The sequence below is a fragment of the Kocuria sp. 2SI genome, from assembly GCF_005502825.1.
GTDB lineage: Bacteria > Actinomycetota > Actinomycetes > Actinomycetales > Micrococcaceae > Kocuria > Kocuria palustris.
In genome coordinates, this window is sequence record NZ_SCNB01000025.1 from 1 (window position 1) to 16,311 (window position 16,311).

Genomic DNA, 16,311 nt, shown 5'->3' on the forward strand with positions numbered 1-16,311 from the left:
GGTTATAGCGTGAGGGAAACGCCCGGTCCCATCCCGAACCCGGAAGCTAAGGCTCACAGCGCCGATGGTACTGCACTCTGATGGGTGTGGGAGAGTAGGTCGCCGCCGCAATTCTTTGTACGGAGAGAGGCTGATCGCTGACTCCTCGTCTTCACCATGAGGGTGAGGATGGGTCGAGTCGCGGTTGGCCTCTTTTCGCATACCCAGATGCTTTTTGCCCCCCCCCTCCTGCTGAGTGGATACCTGATTGCGCTATCGGGTCCTTCAGCGCAATTGGGGGTCCACTCGGCCTACGGGGCTCTTCCTCCCCGCGCCGAGTGGATAGTTGATTGCGCTATGGGGCCCTCAACGCAACTGGGGATCCACTCGCGCGCGCTGCCCGGGGGGGGCGAACGGAGCGGGGAGAGGCGGTGAGAGGATCGGGGCATGGATCTTGCTCAGCAGCGTGGGCTCGTGCTCAGCGGCCATATGAACGACGACCTGACGCCCGAACTGCTGGCCTCGAGGGAACCAGCGGTGGTCGTTGCCGCGGCGTACAACGACAGCTTCGACAGACCGGCGGAGGAGCGCCTGCGGCTGCTGCGCCTTTTGCGTGGGGCACGCAGGCCGCAATGTGCACTTCGAGCCGACGCTGCGCGTGGAGTGCGGCTTCAACATCTCTGTGGGCGATGACTTCTGCGTCAACTTCGACTGCGTGATGCTCGACGGCGGAGGGATCACCATCGGCGACTCGGTGCTGATCGGGCCGAGGACGAGCATCTTCACCGCCACCCATGCGCTGGAGGACCACGATGAGCGCGCTGCCGGTGCCTGCATGGCACGGCCCGTACGCATTGGGGATCAGGTGTGGATCGGCGGCTCCGTGGTCATCAACCCAGAAGTCAGCATCGGCGACGGGGCGGTGATCGGATCGGGCAGCGTGGTCGCCTCGGACGTGCCGGCTCGCGGCGTGGCCGCGGGCGTCCCTGCGCGAGTGCTCCGGGAGATCACCGACAGGGACCGCATCGGCTGGCCGAGCTGATGTCGGGGATCCTTCAGCTCAGTCGAGCTGGCTCAGGAAGCTCACGAGGGCGTCCGTGAACTCCTGAGGCGTCTCCATGGGCGGAGTATGCCCGGCACCGGGGATGGTCACCAGGCGGCCCTGGGGGAGGGCCTCCGCCATGCGCTGGCCGGCCCCGTTATCGAAGGCGTCGTCCTCTCCGACGATCACCAGGCTCTGGAGCTGCAGCGCAGGCAGCAGCTGCCTGAAGTCCTGACGCGACGCACGCCCGCGCATGGAGGCCGCAGAGCCCTCGGCGGGGGCTGCGGCGATCATGGCTCGCACGGCTTCGGCGGTCTCCGGCTTCTGCTCGATGGTCTGAGGCGAGACCATCACGCTCAGGACCTTCTCGGCATAGGCGTCCATGCCGTCGGCGAGGATGGCGTCGGCGCCCACATTGCGGCGTCGTCGTCCGGCGCGGTCCTCCGCCTCCGGAACGGTGTCGCAGATGACCAGCCCGCGAAGGCAGTCCGCGTGGTCGTGGGCGAACTGCATGGCGATCTGCCCGGCCATCGAGAATCCGAGCACGACGGCGGTCTCCACGCCCAGCTCATCCAGCAGCAGGGCCAGGTCGTTCGAGAACTCCTCTGTGTAGACGATGCCCTCGGTCACCGCCGAGTCGCCGAATCCGCGCAGGTCCGGTGCGATGACCCGCCAGCCGGCCTCGACGAGCGCGGGGACCTGGGCGTTCCACATGGAACGGTCGTAGGCGTGCCCGTGCAGCAGGACGATGACCGGTCCGCTGCCCTGATCCGTGAAGGCGATGACGGTGTCGTCGATCTCGATGCTGCGCTCCTGTGAGCTCATGATGTGGCCTCCTGCGGCTGTGCGCGTCGGTGCTGGAGCGTGCGGTCCTCGACACACGGGTCGGCGCTTCTTGTGGTCCTGTCTCCAGCCTATCCAGGACCAGGGCGGGGCTGCTGTGCTGTCGGTGGACACGGATACCCTCGGGCATATCGAGGCGAGACCGGTCTGGGGCCGGAGCGGCAGGCCGTGGACTGCGTCCGGAGGGGCGCGTCCAGGAGTCTGCGGGCAGGGAGGTGGAGCGGGTGAGCAGGGTGAGTCGGCTCAGGGGCCCCGGGGGTCCGGAGCTGTTCGAGCTGCCGCGGGAGGTTCGAGAGGTCGCACCCGGAGCCGTTCATGTCCCGGACTGGCTCAGCACGCAGGAGCAGGCCGAGCTCGTGGCGCAGTGCCGAGGGTGGTCGCGAGGCGATCACCGCATGCGCCACTACACGACCTCCACCGGCGGAGTGATGTCCGTGCAGTCTACGGTGCTGGGCCGCACCTGGGAGCTGCCGTGGGCCCCGACGATCTCATCGCCCGAGAGGGGAGCGGCGGCTGGGGAGCCGAAGTCCCCGCGGCCGGCCTCCGGTGACCGCCGTGCCGCGGCGGAGGGCAGCACTCCTGACGATGAAGCCGCCGTGGGACAGCGGCTGCCCGCGGCGCTGTGGCATCTCGGTCGTCGTGGGGTCGCTGCGGCGTACGGGGAAGAGGCTCCGGAGGCCTCGTCGTTCGAGCCGACCACCGCGCTCGTGAACTACTACGACGCATCGGCGCGGATGGGACAGCACCAGGACCTCGATGAAGCGGGCGCGGAGCCGATCGTGTCCCTCTCCCTCGGGGACTCGTGCATCTTCCGCCTGGGCAATACGGAATCGCGCGGCCGGCCCTACCAGGACATCGTGCTGCGCAGCGGAGACCTCTTCGTCTTCGGGCGGCAGTCGCGGTGGGCCTTCCATGGGGTGCCGGCCATCCGCCCGGGAACGGGCGACCCGGCACTCGGGTTGCGTCACGGCGGTCGGCTGAACATCACGATCCGATCCAACGTGCCCGGAAAGCCGGGGCGCGGGCCTCAGGTGCAGCGCAAGCGAGCGATGGCCGCCGATGCCACCGGCGGCGAAAGACGCTGACCGGCGATCGACGGAGGCAGACAAGGGAGCAGCAGATGGAGATCGAGACCCCACCGCACAGCGTCCGGGCCGAGCCCGGGACCGAGGCGTTCACGGACGGCTACCGGCTGCTGGCCGAGGAGCTGGCTTCGGGCGTGGCCGTCGTGGCTGCGCGGCACCGGCGGCGGGACCACGCCGTGACCGTCACGGGCTGGCTCGACATCTCCTACGATCCGCCCACCATGGCTGTGAGCCTGTTCGATGAGGCACGGATCTGCGAAGCGGTCGAGTCCTCGCCCACCTGGACGCTGAGCGTCCTCCGCCGGGAGCAGGAGCCGACCGCGACCTGGCTGGCCTCGCCGGGCAACCCCGTCGACGGTCTGCTGGACGGGGTGGGCTTCCGCCGCTCGCCCGTGGGCGGCGCCGTCGTGCTGGATGGGGCACTGGCATGGTTCGAGCTCGAGACGCAGCAGATCCACCCGGCCGCCACGCACGTGCTCGTCGTCGGCCGAGTCGTGGCCATGGGGCGGGGCGGTGAGCAGGGCGCCTCCACCAGTCAGGGCCAGGCCGGTCCCCTGGTCCACTGGGGCAGAGGGTTCCACGGGCTGGACAGCTGAGGCGGCGCGCGGCCTGCGCTGCGCCTTGCCATGCACCGAGGAATCTTCGGACGGCAGGCCCGTGTTGTGCTTTGTGAAGCAGGCGAGCCGCCGGGCCCAGCACTTGTGGAAGTCTGAGACGAATGCTGGGTCAGCAGGGCTGATCCGGGGAGCCTCAGCGCTCCTGCCGCGGGGAGCGCAGCGAGCGGGATCGCGCCCGTCGTCTGTGAAGAGGCCACGCCAGGGGCATATCGCAGGAGTAAGGAGTCAGATGTCGCAGCAGGACAGCGTCAGCACCGTGCAGGAGGGGCGGGAGGCCGAGGAGCGCACCGAGCAGCTCGCGGACTTCGTGGTGCCCCCGTCGCGGCTCGAGGACACCACGAGCCTCAAGGGCGGATTCGGAGCGATCTTCGGCAGTCACCCGGCAGGCGTGGCGGTGATCACGGCGGAGGGGCCCGACGGCCCGGTGGGACTCACCGCATCGTCGCTGTCCTCGGTCTCAGCCGATCCGCCCATCATCGGCTTCTCGCTGCAGGCCCGTCGCGGCTCCGCGGCCCTCGTCGCCGAGGCGGACACGCTGCTCGTGCATCTGCTGGACTCCTCCAACGTCGCGATCGCCCGTGCCTTCGCGACCCACGGTGCGCCGCGCTTCGGCGACGCCATGAACTGGCGGCAGCTTCCGACCGGGGAGCCGCTGCTCACGGACGTCGGCCGCGTGATGCGCGTGGAGCCCCTGGCCCGCATCAAGGCCGGCCCGGCCCTGGTCTTCAACTGCGGCGTGCTCGAGATCCTCGGGTCCGAGCCTGCCGGGGCCCCGCTGGTCTATCACCAGCGTCAGTTCCACAGCCTGTCGGAGTCCACGGTCGCCGAGTACCAGATCTGAGCATCTGCGCAGGTCAGAGAGCCTCGCCGCAGGAGCAGGGCTCAATCCGCTCCAGATGGTTGACATGTCACGCCAGATGCGCGTAGGTTAGGTGACATATCAAGCAGCTGGTTGCGGAAGCCCGCACCGGCAGACCGACGCGCAGCGGCACAGCCGCTGCTGACAGAAGGAATCCCATGAGCACTCTCGATCGCCTCACCCCCGGCACCTGGACCTTCGACCCCGCCCACTCGGAGGTCGGCTTCGTGGTCCGCCACGCCGGCATCTCCAAGGTCCGCGGCTCGTTCCACGATGTCTCCGCAGACTTCGTCGTCGCCGAGCAGGTCGAGGACTCCAGCATCGACGCCGTCATCAAGACCGCCTCGATCGACACCGGTGACGAGAGCCGCGACGCCCACCTGCGCACCGCCGACTTCTTCGACGTCGAGAACAAGCCGGAGATCACGTTCCACTCCACGAGCATCCAGCTCGGCGGCGGGGAGGGCACCATCACCGGCGAGCTCACGATCAACGGCGTCACCCGCACGGTCGAGCTCGACACCGAGTTCAACGGCGTGGTCGTGGACGCCTTCGAGACCACCCGCGCCGGCTTCGAGGCCACCACCACGATCTCCCGCAAGGACTTCGGGCTGACCTGGAACGCGGCCATCGAGGCCGGCGGCGTCCTGGTCTCCGACAAGGTCGTGCTCAACCTGGACGTGGCCTTCACCGCTCCCCAGGCCTGAGACCCGCCGCGCCGTCTGTCTGCCTCCTCTCCACCCCGGCGGACGTAGCCTGCCCCCGCAGGACTGCGCAGCGCGCAAGGACGAAGCGCCCGTCACCGGATCCCTCCGGTGACGGGCGCTTCGTCGTCTGCGGCAGCTCCCGAGGGGCGCGGTCGGCTCAGCGCAGGGAGGAGGCGATCCACCCGATCAGCGGGATCGCGACGACCAGCAGCAGGACGAGGCGACGCACGCGGACCTCGAACAGCGCAGCGCCGCGGGAGGAGCTGCGGGCCTCCTTGGCGATCTCGTCCTGGAGGGGCTCGGGCTCGCGGTCGTCTTCGGGGCCGCCCTGCGACGGCTGCTGCGGGGTCAACGCCACCTCGTGGTCATCAGCAGCCCGATCATCATCAGACCGATGCCGATGCCCACATTCCAGTATCCGATGCCCGGGATGGGGTAGGTGAAGTCGAGCAGATACCACAGGATGAGCCAGGCCAGACCGATGACGATCAGACCGAACATGATCACCTGGTACCAGACGGGAGTCGGATCGGCGTCCGGGGCGGTGGCACGCGAGGAGACCTTGATCTCCTCCGCGAGCTCCTCGGCATCGCGCTCGTCATCGGGCTCCTCGCCCGAGCTGATGCGGGCGTCCCGAGCAGCGGCCGCGGCGCGCTGGTCGCGCTCCCAGCGTCGCCGCTGGGCCTCCGGCAGGGCCTCGACGGCCAGGCGGGTGAGCTCCTCGTCCACGGCGGCCGTGGACGAGGTCGAGCCGGCAGCCTCCGAGGCCGCGGAGGACCCCGAGCGGAGCCGGCGCTTCTTGGACTGGGACACGGATGCAACCTCCTGCTGTGGTGGCCCTGGCCGCGGCGGGTCGCCCCACGAAGAGGCCCGCGGCCCCGTCATGGATTTCGACCAGGCCGAGAACCCGCCCATACTATCGGCAGGCTCTGAAGCGCCGCCTGTGCGACTCCTCAGCGTCTGGGATGCTCCCCACTTCCGCACCCCCCCCTGGTCGCCGCGGCGAGCGACGTCCCCCGAGGGAACATCGTGCGCACAGTCGCGCAGCCGCATGCGCCTCGACGACCTGCCTCCAGCATCGCAGCCGTGATCTCCGTGATCGGCGAGGGCTACTCGCGGCCGGTGATCGAGGGGACGACCTCAGAGGTGCTCGACACCTTCGGCCTGGGCCACTACCCGGGCACGGCCAGGCCTGGCGACGAGGGCAATTTCGCGGTAGCTGGGCACCGGCAGACCAACGGCGCGGTGCTGGATCACATCGACGCCCTCACGGAGGGCGAGCGCATCATCGTCCACGTGCAGCTGGAGTCGTGGCGCCCGAACTCCGCCGGGCCGCCCCCCCCCGAGATCGCCGACGTCGTCCAGCGCGACGCCGACGGACAATGAGACAGGAGAGCTCATGTGCGCCTGGATCTTCTGCCGCTTGCCCGGCCCCTTCGCGGTCAAGGTGATGCTCACCGTCCTCCTGATCGCGCTGGTGGTGCTCGCGCTGATGCAGTACGTCCTCCCCTGGGTGCAGGAGGAGTTCTCGCCGCTGCAGGGCGAGATCACCATGGACACCTCGTCCTCGTCGCAGCAGTAGCCTGGACGCCAGAGCATCCGCAGCCCTCAGGAGGTCGCCGTGACCGTGAAGATCCTCGTCGTCGACAACTACGACAGCTTCGTCTACACCCTCGTGGGGTACCTCCAGCAGCTGGGGGCGCAGACCACCGTGGTGCGCAACGACGATCTCAGCGAGACCGAGATCGCGCAGCTGGCGGATCAGCACGACGGCGTCCTGCTCTCTCCCGGGCCCGGCACCCCTGCGGAGGCCGGGGTGTGCGCCTCCCTGGTCCGACGCGCGGAGCGCACCGGCCAGCCCCTGTTCGGGGTGTGCCTGGGACACCAGTCGCTCGGCCAGGTCTTCGGCGGGACCGTCGGGCACTCGGAGCAGCTCATGCACGGCAAGACCTCCGAGGTCAGCCACGAGGACGACGGCATCTTCGCAGGCGTCCCGTCACCCTTCACCGCGACCCGCTACCACTCGCTGTCGGTCTCCGCGCAGGACGTCCCCGAGGTCCTGCGGGTCACCGCCTGGACCGAGGACGGGCACATCATGGGCCTGTCGCACCGCAGCGCCCCCATCCATGGAGTGCAGTTCCATCCGGAGTCCGTGCTCACCGAGGGCGGGCATCTCATGCTCGGCAACTGGCTCGAGATGTGCGGCCTCTCCGGCGCCGCCGAGAAGGCGGCGGATCTCTCCCCGCTGCTGGCGCACTGAGCGCGGACTCGTACGGCGCAGACAGCGAAGCGGCCCCGGTCAGATCTGACCGGGGCCGCTTCGCTGTCTGCGCTCAGGCTTCCGAGGGGCTCGAGGCGGCGCTGCCGGCCTCCTCGGCACGGGCTGCGGAGTCCTCCGCCGAGCCGCTGGAAGCGGAGCCGGAGCCGCGGCTGGAGCCGCCCGAGCCGGAGGAGCCCCCGGAGCCGGACGAACCGCCCGAAGCGGAGGAGCCGCCCGAACCGGAGCTGCTCGAGCTGCTGGGCCGGTCCGCCGTCGGAGCGGGGGAGCTGGGCTTCTGGGTCGGCTCCTCCGTGGGCTCCTCCGTGGGCTCCTCGGTCGGCTCTTCGGTGGCGTCCTCCGTGGTCGGCTCCTCCGTGGGCTCCTCGGAGGTCGGCTCCGAGGTGGGCTCGTCGCTGCCGTCGTCCTCAGGGGTGGTGGGCTGCGGAGCCGGGGGTGCGACCGCCACGGTGATCGTGATGGTGCTGCCCTGCGTGACGTCCTGGCCGCCCTCCACCGACTGCCGGATGACGGTGCCGGCCGCATACTCCGAGGTCCGCTCCTCGGCCACCGAGGTGCCGAGCTGGGTGTCATCGGCGCCGAGCCGATCCGCGGCCTCGGACTGCGTCATGCCCAGGACGTCCGGGACGGTGACGCGACCGGTGGAGAGGATGAGTCCCACGGACGAGTCGCGGGGGACCTCCGAGCCTCCCTCCGGATCGGTGGCCACGACCATGTCCGCGGGGACGGTCGGGGAGTTGCGGGTCTGCGTCTCCTCGGCGGCCTCGAGGCCGGCGGCGGAGATCATCTCGCGGGCGTAGCTCTCCGACTGGCCCTCGAGATCCGAGGGGACCGTCACGGCCTCGCTGCCCTGGGACACGGTGATCGTGACCGAGGAGCCCTCGTCCACCTCCGTGCCCTCGCCGGGATCGACGGAGATCACGTGGTCGCGCTCCACGTCGGAGCTGAGCTCCTCCTCGGTGTCGACCACGAATCCGGCGTCCTCGAGCTGGTTCTGCGCGTCATCGGCCTCGAGTCCCACGACATCCGGGACGTCGACCTGCTCCGGGCCGCGGTTGAGCCATAGGAACGCGGCGACGGCCGCGGCCGCCAGCAGCAGGAGCAAGGGGATCAGCCAGGCCAGGGGGCTGCGGCGCTTGCGGTCCCGGTCCGAGGCCGGGGTGCGACCGCCTCGCGGGGCATCCGGATCGAAGCCCGACCCGCCGCCGCCCGCCGCGGAGGCGGTGCTCGGGTCATCGGCGGACGGCGTGATCGTGAAGACGGGGGCGGCCTGCCCAGCCTGACCCTGGGAGGAGCCGCCGGCCGCTGCCGCACCGGCTGCAGCGCCGCCCGCCGCGCCGAGACCGGCCGCTGCGGCCGGGGTGACGGCCGTGTGCGGACCGTCTGCGGGCTCGCCGGCGCCGTCGGCGGCGGCTCCGGTCGCGGCGATCGGACGGGTCATGGTCGTGGCGTCGATCCGTGCGGGCTCGCGCAGCTCGACGACGGCGCGACGCATCTCCTCAGCGGACTGGAAGCGGGAGTCGCGCGGCTTGGCCAGCGCCTGGAGCATGAACGTGTCGAACTGCGGGTGCAGCTGAGGCGCCAGGCTCGAGGGCTGGGGAGGGGCGTCGCGGACGTGCTGGGCCGCGATGTCCACCGAGGCCTCGCCCACGAACGGCGCCCGGCCGGTGAGCATCTCGAAGAACACGCAGGCCGCGGAGTAGAGATCGGAGCGGGCATCGACGTTCTCGCCGCGAGCCTGCTCCGGGGAGAGGTACTGGGCGGTGCCCAGCACGGCCTGGGTCTGGGTGAGCGCGGCTTGGGTGTCCTCGACGGCGCGGGCGATGCCGAAGTCCATGACCTTGACCCGGTCGTCCGGGGTGATGATCACGTTCGCGGGCTTGATATCGCGGTGGACGATGCCCGAGCGGTGGCTGTAGGCCAGGGCATCGAGTATGCCCTCCATGGCATTCACGGCGTCCTCGGTGCTGAGCCGATCCTCGCGGATCAGCTGTCGAAGCGTCTGGCCCGGCACGTACTCCATGACGATGTACGGGCAGGCGATGTCCGAGGGGACGTCCGGCGGGATCTCGCCGGTGTCGTACACCGAGGTGATCGTGTGGTGGTTCAGCCCGGCGACCGCCTGCGCCTCCCGCTGGAACCGCTCCTGGAAGGAGTCGTCGCGGGCGAGCTCGGGCTTGAGCACCTTGATGGCCACGTCGCGCCCGAGCCTCCGGTCGGAGGCCTTGTAGACGGTCGCCATGCCGCCGCGTCCGATGGTCTCCTTGACCTCGTAGCGGTTGTTGATCAGCTCGGGAATGGGGGACTGCTCCATGATCAGCCTTCCACGGGCAGGGACTGCTCGGCGCCGGGGGAGGCGTCGGCCGAAACTGCTGCGTTCTGTTCGGTGTCGAGCGCGTCGGGGCTGGGGCCCTGCTCCGACGCGGCACGGGTCTGGGAGGTCTCGGCGGATGCCGCGGAGGTCTGGTCATCGGCGCCGCCCGCGACGGTCAGGGCGACCGAGGAGCCGACCTCGACCTCCTGGCCCTCGGCGGGGTCCGAGCTCACGACGTCGCCGTCGTCCTGCGCGTCGGACTCCTCGTAGTAGATGTCCACGTTCACGCCCAGGGCAGTGATGTCATCGGCGGCGTCCTGCGCCGGGCGACCGGTCAGGTCATCGGGCAGGGTGGCCATCTCCGGGCCGCTCGAGTGCGTCACGGTCACGGTGTCCCCGGGGTTCAGGGTGCCGGCCGGCGAGACGGCGAGCACCTCGCCCTCGGGGCGGCTGCTGCTGGCCTGGCCGACCTGCTCCACGTTCAGCCCCCGGCTCGTCAGATCGGCCACGACGTCGTCGACGTCCAGCCCGATCAGGTCCTGGGCGACGACCTCGACGCTCCCGCCCCCGGCCCCGCTCGAGGCGCCGGCGGTCGAGACGGTCCCCTCCGGGGTCCTCGAGTCGTCGCCCCCGCTGCCCAGGACGAGCATGACGGCCAGCCCGATCACCACGAGAGTCAGGACGATGACGGCGCCGATGAGCATGGGCGCGGTCCTCGAGCCGCCGCCTTCGGCCTTCGAAGACCCGGAGCCGCCGCTCGAGGAGCTGCGCGGGGCCGCCGGGTTGCCCGTGCGATCGGGGCCCGAGGGCGCGGGGGTCACGGGGTCGACGGTGTCGAAGGCCGCGGTGGAATCGTCGGCGGAATCCTCCTGGGCGCGCTCGCCCGCAGCGGCGGAGCTCGCGGGCTTGGCGTCGGCTCCTGTGGGGCCGGAGACCTCTCCGTCCAGGAAGGGGCGCATGCCCGGAACGGCCACGACGGCGGCCTCGAGGTCGTCTCGTCGGATCGCGTCCACCGCGCTGGCCAGCGCACCGGCCGTGGACGGGCGGTCCGCCGGGTCCTTGGCGAGCATGGACATGATCAGCGCGCGCGGCCCCGGCGGGACATCCTTGGGCAGCGGCGGGGGCGGGTCGTTGACCTGCGCCAGGGCGATCGCGATCTGCGAATCGCCGGTGAACGGGCGCTTTCCGGCCAGGCACTCGTAGCCGATGATGCCCAGCGAGTAGATGTCCGAAGAGCCGGTGGCGGTCTGACCGGTGGCCTGCTCGGGAGCCAGGTACTGGGCGGTGCCCATGACTTGGCCCGTGGCCGTCAGCGGGACCTGATCGGCCACGCGGGCGATCCCGAAGTCGGTGACCTTCACGCGCTTCTCCGGCGTGATCATCAGGTTGCCGGGCTTGACGTCGCGGTGCACGAGACCCTGCGCGTGCGCGGCGGCCAGCGCGCGGGCCGTCTGCCCGATGTAGTTCAGGACATCGTCCACGGGCAGGCGGCGGTCGCGGTCGATCAGGTTCGACAGCGGCTCACCCGGGACCAGCTCCATGACGAGGTAGGCGGAGCCGTCGTCCTCGCCGTAGTCGTAGACGTTGGCCACACCCGGGTGATTGAGCAGCGCGGTATGCCGAGCCTCGGCGCGGAAGCGCTGGAGGAAGCTCGGATCGCCGTTGTACTCCTCCTTGAGGATCTTCACCGCGACGATGCGGCCCAGGACCTGGTCCTTCGCCTTCCACACCTCGCCCATGCCGCCGATCGCGATCCGATCGGTCAGGGCGTACCGGCCGCCGAGGACAGTCTTCTTGGAGGGCCTCATCGGGTGAGCACCTCCTCGAACATGCGCTGTGCAGTGGGGGACGTCAGCGTGGAGGCCGTTGTGGTGTCCACGTCCTCGAACACGACGGCGATCGCGATCTCCGGATCATCCGCGGGCGCGAAGCCGGTGAACCAGGAGTCCGTGAGGCCCGTCTCGGAGCCGATCTCCGCGGTGCCGGTCTTGCCCGCCACCGAGTGGCCGGGCACCGCGGCGCCGCGGGCGATTCCATTGTCCACGTCGGAGACCATCAGATCCTCCAGGGTGTCAGCGACATCCGCAGAGGTCGCCTGGTTCAGCTCTTCGGGCTCGAAGTCCTGGATCACCGACAGGTCCGAGGAGCGGACCTGGTCCACGAGCTGGGGCTTCATCAGGACGCCGTCGTTGCCGAGGGCCGCCGAGATCATGGCGACCTGCATGGGGGTTGAGCGGACGTCGTACTGCCCGATCGAGGCCATGGCGAGCTCGGCGTCGGTCATGCCCTCCGGGAAGCTGGACGGCGTCACGGACATGGGGATGTCGAGGTCCTGGCCGTAGCCGAAGTTCTCCGCGGTCTGGGCGATCCGGTCCTCGCCGAGGTCCATGGCGACCTGGGCGAACGGCACGTTGCAGGAGTTCTCGAGGGCGAACTGCAAGTCGGCCACGTCGCGAGCATCGCACGGGCCGCCGCGGTAGTTCGGCAGGGTGATGCTCGTGCCGGGCAGCTCGAGCTCCTGGGGGTTCGGGATCTCGGTGTCGGTCGTGTACTCGCCGGACTCCAGGGCCGCGACGGTGTCGATCAGCTTGAACGTGGAGGCCGGGGCGTAGAGATCGCCGCCGATCGTGCGATTGACCAGAGGCTGGGCCGGATCGCTGCTGTAGGCCTCCGAGGCGGCCATCACGGACTCGGTGTCGTGCGAGGACATCTTGTTGGGGTCGAACCCCGGCGAGGACGCCATGGCCAGGATCCGGCCGGTGTCAGGCTCGATCGCCACGATGGCGCCCTGGCGGCCCTGGAGCGAATCGTGGGCGATCTGCTGCAGCTCGGGATCCAGCGTGGTCTCGACCGAGGCGCCCGTCTGCTGCTCGCCGGACAGCGTGGACATCACCCGGTTGTAGAACTGGTCGTCCGAGGAGCCGGAGAGCTCATCGCCCATCTCCTGCTCGAGCGCCGTGGCGCCGTAGACGGGGGAGAAGTACCCGGTGACCTCGGAGTAGAGATCGCCCTGCGGGTACTCCCGGGCGAAGGCGTAGTCGCCCTCGGTGGGCACCGAGCGGGCGATCTCCTCGCCGCCTGCCAGGATCGAGCCGCGGTCCCTGCCGAACTGCTCGTACAGGGTGCGGGTGTTCCAGGGGTCGGCTGCGAGCGAGCGCTGCTGGAAGAACATGATGGACGTCAGGGCCAGCAGCAGCACCGCGAACATGGCGACGGCTGCCATCCACACGTGACGGATCGAGCGGTTCACGGCCTGCCTCCTCTGGTGTCCTGCGGGCTCTGGTGCTGGGCTGACCCGCCGGAGCGGCGGGGCCGCAGGTCTGCGGCCGGGTCGGGGGTGCGGATCTCGGTGGGCTCGTCGTCCGCATCAGCTGCTGCGGAGCGGGAGCTGCGGGCCAGCGGGACGACCTCGGTCTCCTCGGAGCTGGCCTCGGGGGCCAGCTCGCGAGCTCGGCCGGAGCCGCCTCGGCTCTGCGCCCCGGGCAGGCCCGAAGCTCGCCGAGCGGCCGAGCCTGCGGGGGCCTCCTCCTCGGGATCGTCGTCGGAGCGCTCCTCGCGACGCGCGCGACGGCGCTCGGCGCGCTCGAGGCGAGCGGCCTCCTCCGCCTTGGCCCGCTCGGCCTCCTCCTGCTCGTGGGCCTCGAACTCGGCGATCTCCTCGTCGCTGGCCGGGCCGTACACGATCGGGCGGCGAGCGGAATGCGAGATCGCGAGCAGCAGCGCCACGATGATCCAGTTCGAGAGCATCGAGGAGCCGCCTGCCGACATGAACGGCGTGGTCAGGCCCGTCAGGGGGATCACGCGGGTCACGCCGCCGACGACGACGAACAGCTGGATGACCATGATCGAGGCCATGCCGGCGGCGAGCAGCTTGCCGAAGGTGTCCGGGGTGCCCAGCGAGGCCCGGTAGCCGCGCGAGGCCAGCAGGAAGAACAGGATGAGGATCGCGGACACGCCGATGAGCCCGAGCTCCTCGCCGAAGGCCGTGATGATCATGTCCGAATTGGCATAGGAGACCAGATCGGGTCGGCCCTGGCCCCAGCCCTGGCCGAACAGCCCGCCGGAGGCCAGGCCGAACAGGCCCTGCACGATCTGGCGCGAGCCGCCGACGGGGGCGTCGTAGATCTCCGGATCGAAGGCGTGGATCCAGGAGTCGAGACGGGCCGCGACGTGGCCGAAGGTCTGAGAGGCCACGAAGCCTCCGGCGGCCACGAAGATCAGCCCCAGGATGATCCAGCTCAGGCGGCCGGTGGCGAGGTAGAGCATGGCCACGAACAGGCCGAAGAACAGGATCGCGGTGCCGAGGTCGCGCTGCAGCACGAGCACCCCGATGGCCACGAGCCACGCGGCGAACAGGGGCGCGAGATCCCGGAAGCGCGGCAGATGGAGGGGGCCGATCTTGGGCCCGGCCAGCAGGATGACGTCGCGGTTCGTGGACAAGTAGCCCGCGAAGAAGATCGCCAGGGTGATCTTGGCGATCTCGCCGGGCTGGAAGGTCCGCCCGCCGATGGAGATCCAGATCCGTGCTCCGTTGATCTCGGTGCCGAGCCCGGGCAGCAGCGGCAGGATCAGCAGCAGGGCGGAGGCCACCAGCGAGATGTAGGTCACCTTGCGAAGCGCCCGGTGGTCCCTGAGCAGCAGGAGCACCGCGGCAGCGGCGGCCACGCCCACGCCCGTCCACAGCAGCTGGCTGCCTGCGGCGTCCGAGTCCATCAGCAGGTCGATGCGGTGGATCATCGCCAGGCCGAGGCCGTTGAGGGTCACGACGATCGGCAGGATGTACGGATCCGCGTACGGGGCGCGGATCCACAGGATGACATGCACGAGCAGGGAGCCGACGCCCAGCACGATCGCGGTGCGCAGCACATGCCCGCTGTCCTCGGCGAAGCGCTCAGGGTCCACGAGGAAGTTGGCCCCGACGGCCAGGGCGAGCGCGAGCAGCAGCAGCACGAGCTCGGTCACGCGCCTGCGGCGCTGGATCGGCTCCCGCGAGGCGGTGCCGAGTGCGGGGGCGGCGGCCTGGGTCGACATCAGCCCTCCCCTCCCTCATCGGCGCTTCTGGAGGACTCGGGGTAGTTCACGGTGCCGGTGGACCCGGGCGAGGGCTCGCGGCTGGCCGAGTCCTGCGCCTCGTCCTCGGCCTCCTGGCGCTCGCGGTCGGAGCGCGCGGCGTCCGAGCGCAGCCCGAGCACGATGCTCTCGGCGTGGCCGAGGTCATTGGCGGCGATCGTGTCCTCGACTCGCGAGCGGGCGTAGCCGGGGAGGTCGTCGACCGCCAGGTCGGTGGACTGCTGGACCTCGGAGAGCTGGATGGGCCCGAGGCTCTGGTTCACCCCCTGGTAGATCGCGACGTTGTCGCCGTCGGAGCCGACGAAGTACTGCCCCCGGGTCCATGCATAGGCCAGCGCCCCGGCCGTGACGAGCGCGGCGACCACGAGGATCGCCACGACGCTGCCGATGATCCGGCCGCGCCGGTGCGAGCTGCGGGTCTGCAGGGCGGAGTCGACCTCGGAGATGTCCGTGAGGGAGTCCGCGGCGGAGGTGCGCACGAGGGTCGCACGACGTGCGGCCGCGGAGCCGCTCACGGTGGGGATGCGGCCGGTCTGCGTGGCGTTGGCCGCTGCACCCACCAGGACATGCGGCAGCTCGTCGAGACCGCGGCGCAGCTCGGCCGCGCTGGTGTCCTGCGGCTCCTGGGGCTGCTCCTGCGCAGACGCCGCCCATGGTGCCGGCGCCGTGACGGCCTCGGGCTCCTGCGCGGGAGCGGAGGCGCGGGCCCGTTCGGTGAGCTGATCGGAGGTCAGGGCCTCGTCCGGATCCGGCAGCGCGCCGGTCAGGTCGGTGTCAGCGGACTCGAGGTCGGCGGCGTCGACGACCTCGAGCACGACCACCGTGACGTTGTCCGGGGCGCCGCGCTTGAGGGTCGCGCGCACCAGGGTCTGGGCGATCTCGTCGAGCTCCGCGTCCGAGCGCAGCAGCGACTCGATCGCCGCGGGCTTCATGACCGCGTTGAGCCCGTCGGAGCACAGCAGCCAGCGCTCGCCGACGACGGCGTCGTAGACCTCGGCCTCGAGCTCGGGCGAGGCGTCGACATCGCCGAGGACGCGCATCAGGACGTTGCGATGCGGGTGGGTCTCGGCCTCCTCCGGGCGCAGGCGGCCCTCCTCGATGAGGCGCTGCACGAAGGTGTGGTCGGTGGTGATCTGCTCGAAGGCGTCGCCGCGCAGGCGGTAGGCGCGGGAATCGCCGATGTGGCACAGGGCGATCTGATTGCCGTCGATGAGCAGCGAGGTCACGGTGGTGCCCATGCCGGCCAGGCGCGGCTGCTGGCGCACCAGCTCCGCGAGGTTCTGGTTGGCGTTCTGGATCTCGTCGGCGAGCTCGGTCACGGCGTGGCCGCCGAAGCCGCCGCGGTCCAGATGCGTCAGGTCGATCACGGCCGATGCCGAGGCGACGTCACCGCCGACGTGCCCGCCCATGCCGTCGGCGACGACGGCGAGATGACGACCCGCGTAGGCGGAGTCGTCGTTCTTGGAGCGGATCCTGCCCACATCCGAGCGGGCGGCGAAGCGGAAGGCGAGGGCCAT

16 protein-coding genes and 1 rRNA gene are annotated in these 16,311 nt (G+C 70.5%); 9 read left to right on the forward strand and 8 right to left on the reverse strand.

The window, feature by feature from the left end; all coding sequences use genetic code 11:
- Positions 1 to 111 (forward strand): 5S ribosomal RNA (rrf, locus tag FFS25_RS11670); the annotation flags it as partial.
- Between the two features lie 502 nt (positions 112 to 613).
- Positions 614 to 1,021: a sugar O-acetyltransferase gene (locus FFS25_RS11675; RefSeq protein ID WP_212742747.1), complete on the forward strand. Its 408-nt coding sequence runs from the start codon at positions 614 to 616 to the stop codon at positions 1,019 to 1,021.
- Positions 1,022 to 1,039: 18 nt separating this feature from the next.
- Here the strand turns inward: FFS25_RS11675 and FFS25_RS11680 are convergent, their stop codons facing one another.
- A complete protein-coding gene (locus FFS25_RS11680; RefSeq protein ID WP_137803042.1) occupies positions 1,040 to 1,846 on the reverse strand; it encodes an alpha/beta fold hydrolase in 807 nt (268 codons plus the stop codon).
- A gap of 242 nt (positions 1,847 to 2,088) precedes the next feature.
- Between FFS25_RS11680 and FFS25_RS11685 the strand changes: the two genes are divergently transcribed.
- The 4 genes from FFS25_RS11685 (at position 2,089) to FFS25_RS11700 (ending at position 5,132) form a co-directional block, all read left to right on the forward strand.
- Positions 2,089 to 2,949: an alpha-ketoglutarate-dependent dioxygenase AlkB gene (locus FFS25_RS11685; RefSeq protein ID WP_349654433.1), complete on the forward strand. Its 861-nt coding sequence runs from the start codon at positions 2,089 to 2,091 to the stop codon at positions 2,947 to 2,949.
- A gap of 35 nt (positions 2,950 to 2,984) precedes the next feature.
- Positions 2,985 to 3,545: a flavin reductase family protein gene (locus FFS25_RS11690; protein WP_058872056.1), complete on the forward strand. Its 561-nt coding sequence runs from the start codon at positions 2,985 to 2,987 to the stop codon at positions 3,543 to 3,545.
- Positions 3,546 to 3,795: 250 nt separating this feature from the next.
- The gene (locus FFS25_RS11695; protein ID WP_082677033.1) at positions 3,796 to 4,407 is read left to right on the forward strand and encodes a flavin reductase family protein; all 612 of its coding nucleotides are present in this window, start codon (positions 3,796 to 3,798) and stop codon (positions 4,405 to 4,407) included.
- Positions 4,408 to 4,583: 176 nt separating this feature from the next.
- Positions 4,584 to 5,132: a YceI family protein gene (locus FFS25_RS11700; RefSeq protein ID WP_058872057.1), complete on the forward strand. Its 549-nt coding sequence runs from the start codon at positions 4,584 to 4,586 to the stop codon at positions 5,130 to 5,132.
- Between the two features lie 157 nt (positions 5,133 to 5,289).
- Here FFS25_RS11700 and FFS25_RS11705 read toward each other — a convergent pair whose 3' ends face one another.
- Both FFS25_RS11705 and FFS25_RS11710 read right to left on the reverse strand, forming a co-directional pair.
- Positions 5,290 to 5,484, reverse strand: coding sequence for a hypothetical protein (locus FFS25_RS11705; protein WP_058872058.1), 195 nt, complete (start codon positions 5,482 to 5,484; stop codon positions 5,290 to 5,292).
- Entirely contained in the window at positions 5,481 to 5,945 is a 465-nt protein-coding gene (locus FFS25_RS11710) for a cell division protein CrgA (RefSeq protein WP_235586823.1), read from the reverse strand. Before FFS25_RS11710 ends, FFS25_RS11705 begins: the two co-directional genes overlap by 4 nt.
- Before the next feature lie 273 nt (positions 5,946 to 6,218).
- Between FFS25_RS11710 and FFS25_RS13855 the strand changes: the two genes are divergently transcribed.
- From FFS25_RS13855 to FFS25_RS11725, 3 genes are read left to right on the forward strand one after another with little or no spacing between them, the layout of a single operon-like run.
- Positions 6,219 to 6,518, forward strand: coding sequence for a sortase domain-containing protein (locus FFS25_RS13855; RefSeq protein WP_406918281.1), 300 nt, complete (start codon positions 6,219 to 6,221; stop codon positions 6,516 to 6,518).
- Between the two features lie 13 nt (positions 6,519 to 6,531).
- Positions 6,532 to 6,714, forward strand: a complete 183-nt coding sequence (locus FFS25_RS11720) for a hypothetical protein (RefSeq protein WP_137803044.1) — start codon at positions 6,532 to 6,534, stop codon at positions 6,712 to 6,714.
- 39 nt (positions 6,715 to 6,753) lie between these two features.
- The gene (locus FFS25_RS11725; RefSeq protein WP_137803045.1) at positions 6,754 to 7,392 is read left to right on the forward strand and encodes an aminodeoxychorismate/anthranilate synthase component II; all 639 of its coding nucleotides are present in this window, start codon (positions 6,754 to 6,756) and stop codon (positions 7,390 to 7,392) included.
- A gap of 73 nt (positions 7,393 to 7,465) precedes the next feature.
- On the opposite strand, the gene pknB is transcribed toward FFS25_RS11725, so the two are convergent.
- Genes pknB through FFS25_RS11750 form a run of 5 tightly spaced genes read right to left on the reverse strand, consistent with a single transcriptional unit; the run spans position 7,466 to position 16,311 of the window.
- Positions 7,466 to 9,724, reverse strand: a complete 2,259-nt coding sequence (gene pknB, locus FFS25_RS11730) for a Stk1 family PASTA domain-containing Ser/Thr kinase (RefSeq protein WP_137803046.1) — start codon at positions 9,722 to 9,724, stop codon at positions 7,466 to 7,468.
- A gap of 2 nt (positions 9,725 to 9,726) precedes the next feature.
- Positions 9,727 to 11,532: a protein kinase domain-containing protein gene (locus FFS25_RS11735; RefSeq protein ID WP_137803047.1), complete on the reverse strand. Its 1,806-nt coding sequence runs from the start codon at positions 11,530 to 11,532 to the stop codon at positions 9,727 to 9,729.
- Positions 11,529 to 12,974 carry a peptidoglycan D,D-transpeptidase FtsI family protein gene (locus FFS25_RS11740; protein ID WP_006215686.1) on the reverse strand — a complete coding sequence of 482 codons (1,446 nt, stop codon included), beginning with the start codon at positions 12,972 to 12,974 and terminating at the stop codon, positions 11,529 to 11,531. The genes FFS25_RS11735 and FFS25_RS11740 overlap by 4 nt, the downstream gene beginning before the upstream one ends.
- On the reverse strand, positions 12,971 to 14,755 hold the full coding sequence (locus tag FFS25_RS11745) for an FtsW/RodA/SpoVE family cell cycle protein (RefSeq protein WP_137803048.1): 1,785 nt from the start codon (positions 14,753 to 14,755) through the stop codon (positions 12,971 to 12,973). The genes FFS25_RS11740 and FFS25_RS11745 overlap by 4 nt, the downstream gene beginning before the upstream one ends.
- Complete coding sequence (locus FFS25_RS11750; RefSeq protein ID WP_137803049.1) at positions 14,755 to 16,311, reverse strand: PP2C family protein-serine/threonine phosphatase; 1,557 nt, start codon at positions 16,309 to 16,311, stop codon at positions 14,755 to 14,757. The genes FFS25_RS11745 and FFS25_RS11750 overlap by 1 nt, the downstream gene beginning before the upstream one ends.